Source organism: Rhizobium sp. T1470, assembly GCF_042140505.1.
GTDB classification, from domain to species: domain Bacteria; phylum Pseudomonadota; class Alphaproteobacteria; order Rhizobiales; family Rhizobiaceae; genus Rhizobium; species Rhizobium favelukesii.
In genome coordinates this window covers 466,001-481,067 of sequence record NZ_CP148091.1, presented here as the reverse complement: position 1 = coordinate 481,067, position 15,067 = coordinate 466,001, and the positions used below count along the sequence as shown (strand labels likewise).

Sequence of the window (15,067 nt, the reverse complement as noted above, 5' to 3'; positions counted from 1 at the left end):
TCAAAAAACGCCGCGCGCCCGATGATGCGCGGCGCCTTTGAACTCAATGCGCGCCGGACATGTCGCCGAGCACTTCCTTGGAAGCGACGGTGGAATCGGCGTTGAGCTTGTAGACCATGGGGACGCCGGTCGCGAGGTTGAGCGCCAGGATCTGTTCCTTGGTCAGGCGGTCGAGCACCATCACCAGCGAGCGCAACGAATTGCCGTGGGCGGCGACGAGCACCTTTTCGCCGCGCAACACGCGGGGCAGGATTTCCGTCAGGTAGTAAGGCCAGACGCGGGCGCCGGTGTCGCGCAGGCTTTCGCCACCCGGAGGCGGAACATCATAAGAGCGGCGCCAGATGTGGACTTGCTCCTCGCCCCACTTGGCGCGGGCATCGTCCTTGTTGAGGCCCGAGAGATCGCCGTAATCGCGCTCGTTGAGCGCCTGATCTTTGAGCGTCTCGAGGTCCGGCTGGCCGACATTGTCGAGGATGATCGTCAGCGTGTCCTGAGCGCGCTTCAGGTCGGAGGTGAAGGCGACATCGAACTTGATGCCGTAGTCGGCCAGCGCCTTGCCGCCGGTGTTGGCCTCCTGGATGCCAAGCTCGGTCAGCTCCGGATCCTTCCAGCCGGTGAAAAGGTTCTTCAGATTCCAGTCGCTTTGGCCGTGGCGAACGAGAACGAGGGTGCCGCTCATGAAAAATGCCTCCGAAAAAGATTACCTTGAAGAGAGCCCGAGCACGTCGAGCATGGAATAGAGACCGGGCTTCTTGTCACGCGCCCAGAGCGCCGCCTTGACGGCGCCGCGGCCGAAGATCGAACGATCGGTGGCGCTGTGCGACATCGTCACCGTTTCGCCCTCGCCGGCAAAGATCACGGAGTGCTCGCCGACAACCGAGCCGCCGCGCAGTGTCGCAAAGCCGATGGTGCCTTCCTCGCGCGGACCGGTGTGACCGTCGCGCGAGCGCACCGACTTCGATGCGAGATCGATGCCCCTGCCCTTGGCCGCCGCTTCGCCAAGAAGCAGCGCCGTGCCCGAGGGCGCGTCAACCTTGCGCTTGTGATGCATTTCGAGGACTTCGATGTCCCAGTCGGCCGGATCGAGCGCACGAGCGGCCCGCTCGACAAGGACGCTGAGCAGATTCACGCCGAGGCCCATATTGCCCGACTTCACCACCCGGGCGTGACGGGCGGCCGCCGTAATCTTCGCGTTGTCCTCTGCCGAGCAGCCGGTTGTCCCGATCACATGGACGATGCGCGCCTGACCGGCAAGTGCGGCGAATTCGTTCGTTGTTGCCGGGGTCGTAAAATCGAGGACGCCATCGGCATGAAGAAACGCCGCGAGAGGATCGTCCCCGACAGTGATGCCGTTCGTCCCAAGACCCGCAATTTCGCCGGCATCCTTGCCGACGAACGGTGAGCCGGGGCGGGCCACAGCCGCATGCAGCGTGACCCCATCCATCGAATCGACAAGCCGTATGAGCGTCTGCCCCATGCGTCCCGCTGCTCCAACCACTACCAGTTTCATCGCAGCATCGCTCATGTCAGTCGATCATCCTATGTGTCAGCGGGCATCCGAGGCTGCTGGCCTCTGCAGATTGTTGAGGCGAGCGTAGAGACCGTCGCTGCGCTGTGCAAGGCTCTCGTGATTGCCTTCCTCCATGATCCGGCCCTGCTGCATAACCACGATCTTGTCGGCGCGGACAACCGTCGAAAGGCGGTGGGCAATGACGACCACCGTGCGGCCAACCATGGCCCCATCGAGTGCCTTCTGGACCGCCGCCTCCGATTCCGTGTCCAGCGCCGAGGTCGCTTCATCCAGCAGCAAGATCGGAGCGTTGCGCACGAGGGCGCGGGCAATCGACAGGCGCTGGCGTTGACCGCCGGAAAGCGTCACGCCGTTTTCTCCGACTGGGGTGTCGTAGCCATGGGGCTGTGCCAGGATGAAGTCGTGTGCGTAGGCAAGGCGCGCGGCGCGCTCGACCTCCTCATCGGTCGCCTCCGGGCGGCCGTAGCGGATATTGTCGCGGATCGTACCCTCAAAGAGATACGGCTGCTGGGAGACATAGGCCAGTTGCTCACGCAGCGACTGTTTCGTCACATGCGCAATGTCCTGGCCGTCGATCAGGATTTGCCCAGCCTTCGGGTCGTAGAAGCGCGGAATGAGCGTGATGATCGTCGACTTGCCGGCACCGGATGGCCCGACAAGCGCCGTCGTCTTCCCGCCTTCGGCAAGGAAGCTGACATGGCGCAACACATCATCCTCGCCATAGGCGAAGGAGACGTTGCGGAATTCAATCTTGGCTTCCTTGACCACAAGCGCCTTCGCGCCAGGCACATCGCGCTGATGCGGCACCGTATCGAGGAATTCATAGATCATGCGCGCGTTGACGACGGCACGCTCCATCTGCACCTGCAGACGTGCGAGGCGGCGTGCGGGATCGTAGGCCAGTAGCAAGGCCATCACGAAAGAGAAGAAGGCGCCCGGCGGAATATTGTTGTAGATCGTGCGGTAAGCGGCGTAGGCAAGGACGCTGGCGACCGCGAGGCCGGCAAAGCTTTCCGTCAGCGGCGCTGTCCGTTCGGATAGACGAGCGATACGGTTCGCACGCCGTTCGGCGCTCTCCACAAGCCTGTCAACCTTGTGCTCCAACTGGCCTTCCATGGTGAAGGCCTTGACGATGGCGATACCCTGGATGGTTTCCTGCATCGCGCCGGCGACATGGCTGTTGACGTGGATTGCATCTTTGGTCGCCGTGCGAAGCCGCTTCGACACGTATCGCAACGCGTAAAGAAGAGGCGGCGCCAGAACGAAAACCGCGAGGCTGAGCAGCGGATCCTGGATGATCATCACGGCCAGCAGAGAGATGAACGTCAGGAGATCGCGCACTGTCGACGTGATCGTCAGGTTCATCACATCACGGATGCCGCTGATGTTCTGGTTGAGCTGCGCAACAACGTGGGCCGAGCGCGTCTGGTTGAAGTAGCCGAGCGACAATTTCATCAGGTGCGAATAGGCGCGCTGCTGATACCGCGCCACAATGTTGTTGCCGATCTTGGAGAGGACCACCGCCTGGCCATAGCTCGCGAAACCGCGCAGCACGAAGGCAATGAAGATGGTGAAACAGATGGCCCAGACAATATCCGCGCGCCGGTTTGCGAACGCCTCGTTGATCACCGACTTCATGATCCAGGCGGTATACGCCGTCGACAAGGCAACGATGACGAGGCAGCTGATAGCAAAAACATAGCCCCAGAGATGATCCCGGCCGTTTTCTGCGATGATGCGCTTCAAGATGCCGGTGATGCTGTCGCTCGTTACAGGCTTCTGCTGGGTGTCCAGTGCTTGCAAAAATCCGTCTTCCTGTGTGTCAGGACACGCATGTCCTCATGACTGCGTGCGCTCGCGCGGCTCTATAAAGAGTTGGCAGGCTTTTGACCAGAGCCGTTACGCCCGCCAGCGACGCCCATCCGTCGAGACCCCGAAGCTCTCGGGCTTGCGGGCATAGGACGAGAGACCCGCAAGAGCCGCAAGCGGGTGCGTGACGACATAGGTCGGGATCGTCGCAAGCAGCTCGGAATGCGGCGCCTTGTCCTCGAACGCAGCGCGGAATTGCGGCCTTCTCAGCGCCGGAAGGATCTTCTGCGAGATGCCGCCCGACAGGAAGACGCCACCGCGGGCCATGAAGATCATCGCCATGTCACCGGCGACGCGGCCGAGATAGGTCGAGAACAGGTTAATCGTCTCGACGGCGACCTTATCGGAAGCGGCGAGCGCGTGCGACGTGATGTCCGCCGGATCGGAATAGGCGGGGGCAATGCCATCAGCGGCACAAATTGCCCGGTAGAGGTTGACGATGCCACGGCCGCAGAGAATCTGCTCTGCCGAAATCCGGCCTTCGATCGTCTCCACGTGCGGGAAGAGCTCGAGATCGCGCGCGGTACGCGGCCCGAGATCGACGTGACCACCCTCGCCCGGCACGGGAATCCAGGAGCCTCGCGCGTGGACGAGCCCGCCGACACCGAGACCGGTGCCCGGGCCGAGGACGACGCGGGATGCAATCATGTCGCCCGACGCATCGCCAAGGCGCTCGCGGTTGTCATCAGAGAGATTAGCGATTGCCAGTGCTTGCGCTTCGAAATCGTTGACGACGAGGACGTCTTCGATACCGAGGCCATCGATCATGGTTCGCGGGCGGACGACCCAGTCGCAATTGGTCAGCGGTATTTCGTCCCGGCTGATCGGCCCGGCCACCGCCAAGATCGCCGAGCGCGGCCGCAAGCTGCTCTTTTCGAGAATGCAGCTGCGGATCGCATCGTCGATCGTCTCGAAATCGGCGGTGCGAACGTTGGGAAAATGGATCTGCTCTGCCGCGGCGTCCGGGATAATCGCAAAACGGGCATTCGTGCCGCCAATGTCGCCGATCAGGATCGGAAAGGGCATGGCGGTTTCGCTGGTATCGAGCTGTGGCATGGCGGGTTCCGTGCGTGCGCGCTTTTCAAGCGCCGGTTACGCGTGAAGGGTGGCAATGAGCTTGTCGGCGGTCGCTTCGTTGAGCGCCATCGGAATATCGTAGACGATTGCAAGCCGCATCAAAGCCTTGACATCGACATCATGCGGCATCGGCGTCAGAGGATCGACAAAAAAGATCAGCGCATCGACTTCGCCGGTGGCAATAAGAGCCCCGATCTGCTGGTCGCCGCCGAGCGGGCCGCTTTTCAAGCGGGTCACATCGAGGTCCGGAGCCGCCTCGATCACCCGACCGCCGGTCGTGCCCGTGGCGACGATTTTCCAGCTTGCGAATGTCTCGCGGTTGCGGCGCGCAAACTCCGCCATGTCGTCCTTCTTCTGGTCATGCGCAATCAATGCAAGGCACTTGCCGCCGGCCATGAACAGAACCTCCACCTGAAATTCAATCGATTTGGTTGCTTCTATACGAAGCGTCCGTCTTTTGAAAGACCACCGCCCCGGCCGGCAGCGTCATTCGTCGGACGGCTTGTCGTCCGGTACCGGTCCGATGGCCGGCAGCGCCTCGTCAGACGCCGCGGCAGGCACCAGCGCCATCGGCGCGACCTCCGGGGCAGCAGCGGCGGCGGCGCCAAAGGTGGCCGTCTGCACCGAACCGACGGACGGCGCCGCGAGAACCGACGAGCAGGCATTCGGAAGATCGGAGACCATCACTTCGCGCGGCTTGGCCGGCTTCGTACCGGGCTTCGGCGGCTTCGGCGGCGCCCATGGTTCCTTCGTGAACCACCATGCCAGCGATTTGCCGCATCCATCGTCAGCAGGAACCGGCGCTTGCGGCTTGCACGAGGCTGCGCCCGGTGGGCACTTGATGCGGATGTGGAAGTGGGAATCGTGACCGTAGATCGGGCGCAGCTTGCCGAGATTGGTGCGATCGCCTCTCCAGGTATCGCACATCTTTTTCTTGATGGCCGGATTAACGAAGATCCGCTCGACCTGCGGGTAGCTGGCCGCACGCATCAAAAGCCGGGCGCGCGATTCGGTCCAGACATCCGGATTGATGGTGAGGAAGGCACCCTTCTGCAGCATCGTCGTGAAGGGCAGGGTTTCGCGCGCCTCGACGCTCATCGGGTGAGCGGGCATCGGCGTCAGCCACACGTCGGCATCAAGTCCTATCTGGTGCGAGGCGTGGCCGTTGAACATCGGCCCGCCGCGCGGCTGCGAGATATCGCCGACCAAAAGGCCTGGCCATCCGTCATACTTTGCCGCATCCCGGGACAGCCGCTCCAAGAGAGAGATCATGGCGGGATTGCCCCAGTGGCGATTGCGCGACAGCCGCATGGTCTGCCAGGTGGGGCCATCGGTCGGAAGTGCGACGGCGCCGGACATGCAGCCTTTCGCGTAGAAGCCGAAGGGCTGCGCCGCCCCTTGATTTGGCAAGGCGACGGCGCCGAAGAGGGCCTTGGCGCTCCCGGGACTTGGCTGCTTCTGCTCGGCGCTGGCATCGCCGGCGACGAGACTTGCACCGAGCACGCCGGCGAATGCCAATTTCAAGAATGTTTGGAAAGTCCGAGCGGTATGGAGAGCCATGCCATGTCCTGAACGTCTGTGGCCGCGGCCGAGTGATTTGCGTCGAATCTACCGTGAAAGGCAATTTTGGTGAATCGATGTTTTGCATAAGCAGGAAATGAGCCAATCTTACCCGGGCAACAAAAGGGTCCGATCCCGCGAGCCTGACAAAAACTGTCATATCATCTTTTTTTCGCCCGCTTTTCGCCTATTGTCGATGAAAGCGAAAAGCAATCGGGGTTGGCGAATGGCGCGTACGTGGTCGAAAAGACGTTTGATTGTTGCGCTGGTCGCTTTGAGCTGGTTGGCCCTACCGGTTCAGGCACAGGAACAGAACTTCCAAATTGGAACTTCGAGCATCGGCGAACTCAAATATAAGCCCGGCTTCAAGCATTTCGATTACGTTAACCCGAATGCGCCGAAGGGTGGGACGCTCAATCTTTCGACGACCGGCACCTTCGACACGTTCAACCCGTTGCCGGCGAAGGGCGAACTTGCCGACGGCGCGGCGCTGGTTTTCGAGACGCTGACCAAGTCCGCCGATGATGAGCTGCTCGCCAGCTATGGACTTTTGGCCGAGGGCATTTCCTTTCCGGCGGATATATCGAGCGCAACCTTCCGGCTGCGCGCCGAAGCAAAGTGGGCGGACGGTCAGCCGGTTACACCTGAGGACGTCATCTTCAGCCTGGACAAGTTCAAGCAACTGAACCCGCTTTACGCCAACTATTACAAGCATGTCGTTCGCGCCGAAAAGACCGGCGACCGCGACGTGACCTTCATCTTTGATGAGAAGGGCAACAAGGAGCTTCCGAACATCCTCGGGCAGTTGATGATCCTGCCGAAGCATTGGTGGGAAGGGACGGGTTCGGATGGGAAGCCGCGCGATATTACCAAAACCACGCTGGAGCCGATCTTGGGCTCCGGTCCATACAAGATTGCCGCATTCACCGCCGGATCCACGGTCCGCTACGAACTCCGCGACGACTATTGGGGCAAGGACCTCAACGTCAATGTCGGCCAGAACAACTTCCGCAATGTCAATTACACCTTCTTCGGAGATCGCGAGGTCGAGTTCGAGGCCTTCCGTGCCGGCAACGTGGATTACCGCCAGGAAACGCAGGCGAGCCGTTGGGCCAAGGCTTATGACTTTCCCGCCATTAAGGATGGCCGCGTGATCCGTGAAGAGGTGTCGAATGCGTTGCGCGCCGTCGGCGTCATGCAGGCGCTAACGCCCAATCTGCGACGCGATCAGTTCAAGGATCCACGCGTTCGCGAAGCGCTAAACTACGCTCTCGATTTCGAAGATCTCAACCGCAACCTCGCTTTCAATGCGTTCAAGCGCATCGACAGCTACTTCTGGGGCACGGAACTTGCGTCATCCGGGTTGCCGCAAGGGCGCGAACTCGAAATTCTCCAAAGCCTGAAAGATCAGGTTCCTCCTGAAGTCTTCACCACGCCATACGCCAATCCGGTCGCTGGCGACCCGGAGAAGCTTCGCGACAACCTGCGAAAGGCAATCGGGCTTTTCAAGGAGGCGGGCTACGAGCTTCAGGGCAACCGTATGGTCAATACCAAGACCGGCCAGCCGATGAGCTTCGAAATCCTGTTGTCCAACCCGTCCTTCGAGCGCTCGGTGATGCCGTTTGTCAACAACCTCAAGAAGATTGGCGTCGACGCGCGCCTGCGCACCGTTGACGCTTCCCAATATACGAACCGCGTCAGAAGTTTCGACTACGACATGATCTGGTCTGTCTGGGCCGAGACGATGAACCCGGGCAATGAGCAGATGGATTATTGGGGCTCGCAATCCGCAAACCAGCAGGGTTCGCGCAACTACGCCGGCATCGCCAATCCAGCCATCGACGCCCTGATCCGGATGATCATTTTCGCGCCCAATCGTGATGAACAGGTCGCCGCGATTAAGGCAATGGACCGCGTCCTGCTCGCCAATCACTATGTCATCCCGCTTTTCTACAGCAATAACTCGCGCATAGCCTATTGGAACAAGCTGGCCCATCCCGCGGAACTGCCGACTTACTCCATCGGCTTTCCCGATGTCTGGTGGTCGAAAGATGCGAAATAGGCAGGCAGGCGGGCGGACTTGCATTGCTGAGGTGACTGGGCTCCAAATGAACAATGCGAATCAGGACAAGGCACTGCGTGCCGGGCGGCACCACAAGGAGACTGCACCGATTGAACGGCGATAGACTGGACGGCATACGACGCGAGCTTTCCCGGAAGGGTCTTCACTGATGGGAGCCTATATCCTTCGCCGTCTGCTTTTGATGATCCCGACGATCATCGGCATCATGGCCATCTCCTTTACCGTCATTCAGTTCGCTCCCGGCGGTCCGGTCGAGCAGGTCATCGCGCAACTGACCGGCGATGCGCAGGGCGCAGACGCGCGCATTTCCGGTGGCGGCGGTGATCTTCTTGGCAGCGGACTTGACGAAGGCAGCTCGAAATATCGCGGCGCCCAGGGCCTCGATCCGGAACTCATCGCCAAACTGGAAAAGCAGTTCGGCTTCGACAAGCCACCGCTGACGCGTTTCGGCGAGATGATGTGGAACTACATCCGCTTCGATTTCGGCGAGAGCTTCTTCCGCAACACATCCGTGCTCGAACTGATCAAGGAAAAGCTGCCGGTCTCGGCCTCGCTCGGCGTCTGGATCATGATCTTTTCCTATGGCATTTCGATCCCGCTCGGCATCCGCAAGGCGGTCAAGGACGGTTCCACCTTCGACGTCTGGACCTCAGGTATCATCATCATCGGCTATGCCGTTCCGAGCTTCCTGTTCGGCATCCTGCTGATCGTGCTCTTTGCCGGCGGATCGTTCTACGACTGGTTCCCGCTGCGCGGGCTTGTCTCAGATAACTTCGATCAGCTCGCCTGGTGGCAGAAGCCGCTCGACTACTTCTGGCATCTGACATTGCCGCTGATCTCGCTCTCGCTGGCGGCGTTTGCGACGACGACGCTTCTGACGAAGAACTCCTTTATCGAGGAGATCAAGAAGCAATATGTCGTGACCGCGCGGGCAAAGGGGCTGAACGAGCGGCAGATGCTTTACGGCCATGTGTTCCGCAACGCCATGCTGATCATCATCGCCGGCTTCCCCGGCGCGTTCATCTCCGCCTTCTTCACCGGCTCGCTGCTGATCGAGAACATTTTCTCGCTCGATGGGCTGGGGCGGCTCGGCTATCTCTCGGTCGTCAACCGCGACTATCCGATCGTCTTTGCGACGCTCTACATCTTCTCGCTGCTCGGGCTGTTCGTCAGCCTGATCTCCGACCTGATCTACACATGGATCGATCCGCGCATCGACTTCGAGCGGAGGGACGTCTGATGGACACCGCCGCCAATCCGACGACCGCGACGCCGGTCAAGCCGCCTCGCAAAGGCCTGCAGTCGCCGACCAACGTCCGCCGCTGGAAGAATTTCAAGGCGAACCGGCGCGGCTACTGGTCGCTCTTTCTGTTCCTCATCCTGTTCGTGCTCAGCCTGTTTGCCGAGTTCATCGCCAATGACCGGCCGATCGTCGCCTCCTACAAGGGCGAGATCCTGTTTCCCGTAGTCGTCAACTATCCCGAGGAGAAGTTCGGCGGCTTCCTGGCCGAGACGGATTACCGCTCCGACGTCATCACCGACGAGATCAATGCCAACGGCTGGATGATCTGGCCGCCGATCCGCTACTCCTATCGCTCTGTCAATTCGAACATCCCGCATTCGGCCCCGACACCGCCCTTCTGGCTGATGAGCAAGGAGGAGCGCTGCTCCGGCTATCCGCAGGGAGCGGCCGACCGCGGCTGCAACTTTGGCAATCTCAACTGGCTCGGCACGGACGATCAGGCACGCGATGTGCTTGCCCGTGTGATCTACGGCTTCCGCGTCTCGGTCTTGTTCGGCCTGGTCCTGACGATCTGCTCCGCCATCATCGGCGTCAGCGCCGGCGCGATCCAGGGCTACTTCGGCGGCTGGACGGACTTGCTGCTGCAGCGCTTCATCGAGATCTGGTCGTCGATGCCGGTGCTCTACATCCTCTTGATCATCGCGGCCATCCTGCCGCCCGGCTTCTTCGTGCTGCTCGGCATCATGCTGCTCTTCTCGTGGGTTGGCTTCGTCGGCGTCGTGCGGGCGGAATTCCTGCGGGCCCGCAACTTCGAATATGTGCGCGCTGCCCGCGCGCTCGGGGTGAACAACCGGACGATCATGTGGCGTCACCTGCTGCCAAACGCGATGGTGGCGACGCTCACTTTCCTGCCGTTCATCCTGTCGGGCTCAATCACGACGCTGACCTCGCTCGACTTCCTCGGTTTCGGCATGCCGCCCGGTTCGCCCTCGCTCGGCGAGATGATCGCCCAGGGCAAGGCGAACCTGCAGGCGCCGTGGCTCGGGCTGACCGCGTTCTTCACCATGTCGATCATGCTGTCGCTCTTGATCTTCATCGGCGAAGCGGTTCGTGATGCATTCGATCCCAGGAAGACGTTTCAATGAGTGACGCTGCCGAAACACTGCTTTCCGTTCGCGATCTTTCGGTGGCTTTCCACCAGGGCGGAGATACATCGCTGGCTGTCGATCACGTGTCGTTCGATATCCGCAAGGGCGAAGTCGTGGCGCTGGTTGGCGAGTCCGGCTCCGGCAAATCGGTCTCTGCCAATTCGATCCTGCGCCTGCTTCCCTACCCGGCGGCAAGCCATCCCTCGGGCGAAATCCTGTTCAAGGGCAAGGACCTGCTGAAGGCATCCGACAAAGCATTGCGCGCGGTGCGCGGCAATGACATCACGATGATCTTCCAGGAGCCGATGACATCGCTCAACCCGCTGCACACGATCGAGAAGCAAATTGCTGAGATCCTCGAACTGCACCAGGGCCTGACCGGGCAGGCTGCCCGCAAGCGGATCCTTGAATTGCTGAACCAGGTTGGCATCCGCGAGCCGGAAAAGCGCCTGAACGCCTATCCGCACGAGCTTTCCGGTGGGCAGCGACAACGCGTGATGATCGCCATGGCGCTCGCCAACCGCCCGGAGTTGCTGATTGCCGACGAGCCGACGACCGCGCTCGACGTCACCGTGCAGGCGCAGATTCTGGAGCTGCTGCGGCAACTGAAGGGCCAGCATGGCATGTCCATGCTTTTCATCACCCACGACCTCGGCATCGTTCGCAAATTCGCCGACCGCGTCTGCGTGATGACCAAGGGCAAGATCGTCGAGACTGGTACGGTGGAAGAGGTCTTCCGCAATCCGAAGCACGACTACACCCGGCATCTGCTGGCATCCGAGCCGCGCGGTGAGCCGCCGCTTGCCGATCCCTCCAAGCCGGTCGTGATGCAGGGGGCCGATATCCGCGTTTGGTTCCCGATCAAGGCCGGCCTGATGCGCAAGGTCGTCGATCATGTGAAGGCCGTGGACGGCATCGATCTCCAGCTGCGCGCCGGACAGACGCTCGGCGTCGTCGGCGAATCCGGCTCCGGCAAGACAACGTTGGGCCTGGCGCTGACGCGGCTGATCTCCTCGCAAGGTCAAATCAGCTTCGTCGGCACGGATATAGCCAGCTATTCATTCACGGAAATGCGTCCGCTGCGCAATCAGCTGCAGGTCGTTTTCCAGGACCCCTACGGCTCGCTCAGCGCCCGCATGTCGGTTGGCGACATCATCGCGGAAGGCCTCAAGGTGCATGAGCGGTCACTCTCCTACGAGGAGCGCGATCAGCGCGTCTGCTGGGCGCTGGAGGAAGTCGGCCTCGATCCGCTGACCCGCTGGCGCTATCCGCACGAGTTTTCCGGCGGCCAGCGCCAGCGCATCGCCATTGCTCGCGCCATGGTGCTGAAGCCGCGCTTCGTGATGTTGGACGAGCCGACATCCGCGCTCGACATGAGCGTTCAGGCACAGGTCGTGGACCTGCTGCGCGATCTGCAGAAGAAGCATGACCTCGCCTACCTGTTCATCAGCCATGACCTGAAAGTGGTGAAGGCGCTGGCAAACGACGTCATCGTCATGCGTTTCGGGAAGGTCGTCGAGCAGGGTCCGTCCGCGGAGATCTTTCGCGCGCCAAAGGACGACTATACCAAGGCCCTGATGGCTGCCGCCTTCAACATCGAGGCGGTTCCGACACCCGCCGTCCAACAGTAAAGAACACCATGACCGCAAGACCGCCCATCCTCGTCGACCTCAAGTTCGACCCTGAGACCGTTGCCCGCATCCTCAAGACGGCCTTTCCGGATCGCGGCAGCATCAATATTGCCGACCCAGCGAGCAAGGATCGTGATCTGACCGGCATTGACTATGCGCTACTCTGGAAGCCGGACGCGGATCTTTTTACACGTGCCCCGAACCTCAAGGCCATCTTCTCCGGCGGCGCCGGCGTCGACAGCTTCATGAACCTTCCAGGGTTGCCCGACGTTCCGATCGTCCGTTTCGTCGATCGGAGCCTGACGACCCGTATGAGCGAATGGGTCGTGATGCAGTGCCTCATGCACCTCAGGCAACAATACCAGCACGACAAGGACCAGCGCGCGCGCATCTGGGGCAAGCTCGTTCCGCCTGAGGCAGCCGAGATCACCGTCGGCATCATGGGACTGGGCGTGCTAGGCCAGGACGCCGCACGCAAGCTGATGATCATGGGTTTCGACGTCATCGGATGGTCGCGCAGCGGCAAGAAGATCGACGGCGTCGAGACGTTCGGCGCCGGTGAGCTCGATGAATTCCTGTCCCGAACGGATTTTCTCGTCGGCCTGCTGCCGCTGACCCCTGAGACCACCGGCTTCTACAATGCCAAGCTGTTCACAAAACTGCGGCAGGGCGGCGCGCTCGGCAAGCCGGTGTTCATCAATGCCGGCCGCGGCAAAAGCCAGGTCCAGGCCGACATTGTCGCCGCGGTTCAGAACGGCGTGCTCGGCGGCGCCTCGCTCGACGTATTCGCGGTCGAGCCGCTGCCGTCCGACGATCCGCTCTGGGGGCTGGAGAACGTGTTCATCACGCCGCACGATGCAGCCGTATCCGACGAGACCGCGCTCTTCCGGCACGTCGAGCACCAGATCGCGCGCTATGAGAGCGGCGAGCCGCTGCAATTCATTGTCGACCGACAGGCAGGCTATTGAGCGCAGGAACCATGCTGCGCGCCATTCGTTTTTCTCCCAGATGAAGCGCCCGGGCCGACCATGGCTCGCGCGACACCGGAAGGAGAAAGGCATGGCTCACCAGACGGAAACGCGCTGGGAACAATCCGACGGCAAGCTCCACGCCGAAGAGACGATTTCGCCAGTCAAGGCGAAGCAGGGCCGCATGGGCACTCGTATTCTTACGGTCCTGATCGTCGCGTTGATGCTTGCCTTCATCGTATGGATCCCCGTTGAAATCTGGGGCAAGAAGGAGTCGGCGGAGGTCGCGCCGCAGCAGCCGGGACAGCAGCTTCAGTCGCAGCAGCCGTCACCGGCGCCATCGCCTTCGCTGCAGAACGGCAAGGCCGTACCAACCGAGACACCGTCCCAGCCGCCGGCATCGAACATGGCACCGGCAACCCCGAATGCGCCTGCGCAATAAGAACGCGGCGGGTCAAGGCGGTCACCAGCAAGCCCTGCCGGATTGCCGGCAGGGGTACATTTCTATTTGCGCTGGACTTTATCGACCGATTTTTCGATAAGAAAGCACACGAGCCGGTCTTCGTGCGTCGGCTTTTGGCGCGATTTGTCCGGTTCGGAAATGGGCGGAGTTCATGGCCAAGACCGATATCGCACGGCGCGTTTACAATCACACCTGGAAGCTCGATCCGATTGTTCGCAGCCTGATCGACACCGACTTCTACAAGCTGCTCATGTTGCAGATGATCTGGAAACTCTATCCAGACGTCAACGCGACTTTCACGCTCATCAACCGCACAAAACGGGTGCTGCTGGCCGAAGAGATCGACGAGGGCGAACTGCGCGAGCAACTCGACCATGCCCGTTCGCTCCGCCTCTCCAAGAAGGAGATGATCTGGCTCGCAGGTAACAGCTTCTACGGGCGCGCGCAGATCTTCGAGCCTGAGTTTCTCGCCTGGCTCTCTCATTTCCAGCTGCCAGAATATGAGCTGTCGAAGCGCGACGGCCAGTATGGGCTCGACTTCCACGGATCGTGGAAGGAGACGACCATGTGGGAAATCCCGGCGCTCGCCATCGTCAATGAGCTGCGGTCGCGCTCTGCGATGAAGGCGCTTGGGCCGTTCACGCTCGATGTTCTCTATGCCCGCGCGAAGGCAAGGATGTGGGAGAAGGTAGAGCGGCTGCGTGAACTGCCTGGTCTCCGCATCTCGGATTTCGGCACACGCCGCCGCCACAGCTTCCTGTGGCAGCGCTGGTGCGTCGAAGCATTGAAGGAAGGCATTGGCCCTGCCTTCACCGGCACCAGCAACGTCCTACTCGCCATGGATTCCGATCTGGAGGCCGTGGGCACGAACGCCCACGAGCTGCCGATGGTGGCCGCAGCGCTCGCCGCAACAGACAAGGAACTGCTCAATGCGCCCTACAAGGTTCTGCGGGACTGGAACAAGCTTTACGGCGGCAACCTGCTGATCGTGCTTCCGGATGCGTTCGGCACGGCCGCCTTCCTGCGCGACGCGCCTGAATGGGTCGCCGATTGGACCGGCTTCCGTCCGGATAGCGCCCCGCCGATCGAGGGCGGCGAGAAGATCATCGAGTGGTGGAAAAAGATGGGTCGCGATCCCCGCCAGAAGCTGCTCATCTTCTCGGACGGGCTCGACGTCGATGCGATCATCGACACCTACAAGCACTTCGAGGGCAAGGTGCGGATGAGCTTCGGCTGGGGCACCAACCTCACCAACGATTTCGTCGGCTGCGCGCCGACGGAGATCTCCGGGCTCAACCCGATCTCCATCGTTTGCAAGGTCATCGACGCCAATGGCCGCCCCGCCGTGAAACTGTCGGACAATCCGCAGAAGGCAACGGGCGATCCCGCAGAGGTTCAGCGCTACCTGAAGTTCTTTGGAACGGAAGATCGCGTCGATCAGGCGGTGCTCGTTTAAGCGCCACGCTTGGACGTTCGTCCTGAAATGCCGATCCT

General features: G+C 61.2%; 13 protein-coding genes. 7 read left to right on the top strand and 6 right to left on the bottom strand.

The window, feature by feature from the left end:
* Positions 1-43 precede the first annotated feature (43 nt).
* The 6 genes from WGT02_RS02345 to mepA form a co-directional block, all read right to left on the bottom strand.
* Entirely contained in the window at positions 44-679 is a 636-nt protein-coding gene (locus tag WGT02_RS02345; RefSeq protein WP_024313448.1) for a 2,3-bisphosphoglycerate-dependent phosphoglycerate mutase, read from the bottom strand.
* Positions 680-700: 21 nt separating this feature from the next.
* Positions 701-1,525, bottom strand: a complete 825-nt coding sequence (gene dapB / locus WGT02_RS02340; protein WP_208249274.1) for a 4-hydroxy-tetrahydrodipicolinate reductase — start codon at positions 1,523-1,525, stop codon at positions 701-703.
* A 21-nt stretch (positions 1,526-1,546) separates the two neighbouring features.
* Entirely contained in the window at positions 1,547-3,334 is a 1,788-nt protein-coding gene (locus WGT02_RS02335; protein ID WP_024313446.1) for an ABC transporter ATP-binding protein, read from the bottom strand.
* Positions 3,335-3,430: 96 nt separating this feature from the next.
* Positions 3,431-4,456, bottom strand: a complete 1,026-nt coding sequence (locus WGT02_RS02330) for a glucokinase (protein ID WP_024313445.1) — start codon at positions 4,454-4,456, stop codon at positions 3,431-3,433.
* Between the two features lie 36 nt (positions 4,457-4,492).
* Positions 4,493-4,873 (bottom strand): methylglyoxal synthase, encoded by a 381-nt coding sequence (locus WGT02_RS02325; RefSeq protein WP_024313444.1) that lies wholly within the window; start codon positions 4,871-4,873, stop codon positions 4,493-4,495.
* Between the two features lie 90 nt (positions 4,874-4,963).
* Positions 4,964-6,037: a penicillin-insensitive murein endopeptidase gene (gene mepA / locus WGT02_RS02320; RefSeq protein WP_024313443.1), complete on the bottom strand. Its 1,074-nt coding sequence runs from the start codon at positions 6,035-6,037 to the stop codon at positions 4,964-4,966.
* Positions 6,038-6,263: 226 nt separating this feature from the next.
* On the opposite strand from mepA, the gene WGT02_RS02315 reads away from it, so the two are divergent.
* The 7 genes from WGT02_RS02315 to pncB all read left to right on the top strand — a co-directional run bounded on the left by WGT02_RS02315 (position 6,264) and on the right by pncB (position 15,029).
* Positions 6,264-8,099 (top strand): extracellular solute-binding protein, encoded by a 1,836-nt coding sequence (locus WGT02_RS02315; RefSeq protein ID WP_208249276.1) that lies wholly within the window; start codon positions 6,264-6,266, stop codon positions 8,097-8,099.
* A 169-nt stretch (positions 8,100-8,268) separates the two neighbouring features.
* Entirely contained in the window at positions 8,269-9,360 is a 1,092-nt protein-coding gene (locus tag WGT02_RS02310; protein WP_024313441.1) for a microcin C ABC transporter permease YejB, read from the top strand.
* Positions 9,360-10,508 (top strand): ABC transporter permease, encoded by a 1,149-nt coding sequence (locus WGT02_RS02305; RefSeq protein ID WP_024313440.1) that lies wholly within the window; start codon positions 9,360-9,362, stop codon positions 10,506-10,508. Before WGT02_RS02310 ends, WGT02_RS02305 begins: the two co-directional genes overlap by 1 nt.
* A complete protein-coding gene (locus WGT02_RS02300) occupies positions 10,505-12,142 on the top strand; it encodes an ABC transporter ATP-binding protein (protein ID WP_208249278.1) in 1,638 nt (545 codons plus the stop codon). Before WGT02_RS02305 ends, WGT02_RS02300 begins: the two co-directional genes overlap by 4 nt.
* A gap of 8 nt (positions 12,143-12,150) precedes the next feature.
* Entirely contained in the window at positions 12,151-13,110 is a 960-nt protein-coding gene (locus tag WGT02_RS02295) for a glyoxylate/hydroxypyruvate reductase A (RefSeq protein ID WP_024313438.1), read from the top strand.
* A gap of 91 nt (positions 13,111-13,201) precedes the next feature.
* Positions 13,202-13,552: a hypothetical protein gene (locus WGT02_RS02290; protein WP_024313437.1), complete on the top strand. Its 351-nt coding sequence runs from the start codon at positions 13,202-13,204 to the stop codon at positions 13,550-13,552.
* 172 nt (positions 13,553-13,724) lie between these two features.
* On the top strand, positions 13,725-15,029 hold the full coding sequence (gene pncB, locus WGT02_RS02285) for a nicotinate phosphoribosyltransferase (protein ID WP_024313436.1): 1,305 nt from the start codon (positions 13,725-13,727) through the stop codon (positions 15,027-15,029).
* Positions 15,030-15,067 lie beyond the last annotated feature (38 nt).

Excerpts from the sequence above, each read along its gene's own strand:
- WGT02_RS02345 (WP_024313448.1), bottom strand. The coding sequence starts at position 679 with ATGAGCGGCACCCTCGTTCTCGTTCGCCACGGCCAAAGCGACTGGAAT.
- dapB (WP_208249274.1), bottom strand. The coding sequence starts at position 1,525 with ATGAGCGATGCTGCGATGAAACTGGTAGTGGTTGGAGCAGCGGGACGC.
- WGT02_RS02330 (WP_024313445.1), bottom strand. The coding sequence starts at position 4,456 with ATGCCACAGCTCGATACCAGCGAAACCGCCATGCCCTTTCCGATCCTG.
- WGT02_RS02325 (WP_024313444.1), bottom strand. The coding sequence starts at position 4,873 with ATGGCCGGCGGCAAGTGCCTTGCATTGATTGCGCATGACCAGAAGAAG.
- mepA (WP_024313443.1), bottom strand. The coding sequence starts at position 6,037 with ATGGCTCTCCATACCGCTCGGACTTTCCAAACATTCTTGAAATTGGCA.
- WGT02_RS02315 (WP_208249276.1), top strand. The coding sequence starts at position 6,264 with ATGGCGCGTACGTGGTCGAAAAGACGTTTGATTGTTGCGCTGGTCGCT.
- WGT02_RS02310 (WP_024313441.1), top strand. The coding sequence starts at position 8,269 with ATGGGAGCCTATATCCTTCGCCGTCTGCTTTTGATGATCCCGACGATC.
- WGT02_RS02305 (WP_024313440.1), top strand. The coding sequence starts at position 9,360 with ATGGACACCGCCGCCAATCCGACGACCGCGACGCCGGTCAAGCCGCCT.
- WGT02_RS02300 (WP_208249278.1), top strand. The coding sequence starts at position 10,505 with ATGAGTGACGCTGCCGAAACACTGCTTTCCGTTCGCGATCTTTCGGTG.
- WGT02_RS02295 (WP_024313438.1), top strand. The coding sequence starts at position 12,151 with ATGACCGCAAGACCGCCCATCCTCGTCGACCTCAAGTTCGACCCTGAG.
- WGT02_RS02290 (WP_024313437.1), top strand. The coding sequence starts at position 13,202 with ATGGCTCACCAGACGGAAACGCGCTGGGAACAATCCGACGGCAAGCTC.
- pncB (WP_024313436.1), top strand. The coding sequence starts at position 13,725 with ATGGCCAAGACCGATATCGCACGGCGCGTTTACAATCACACCTGGAAG.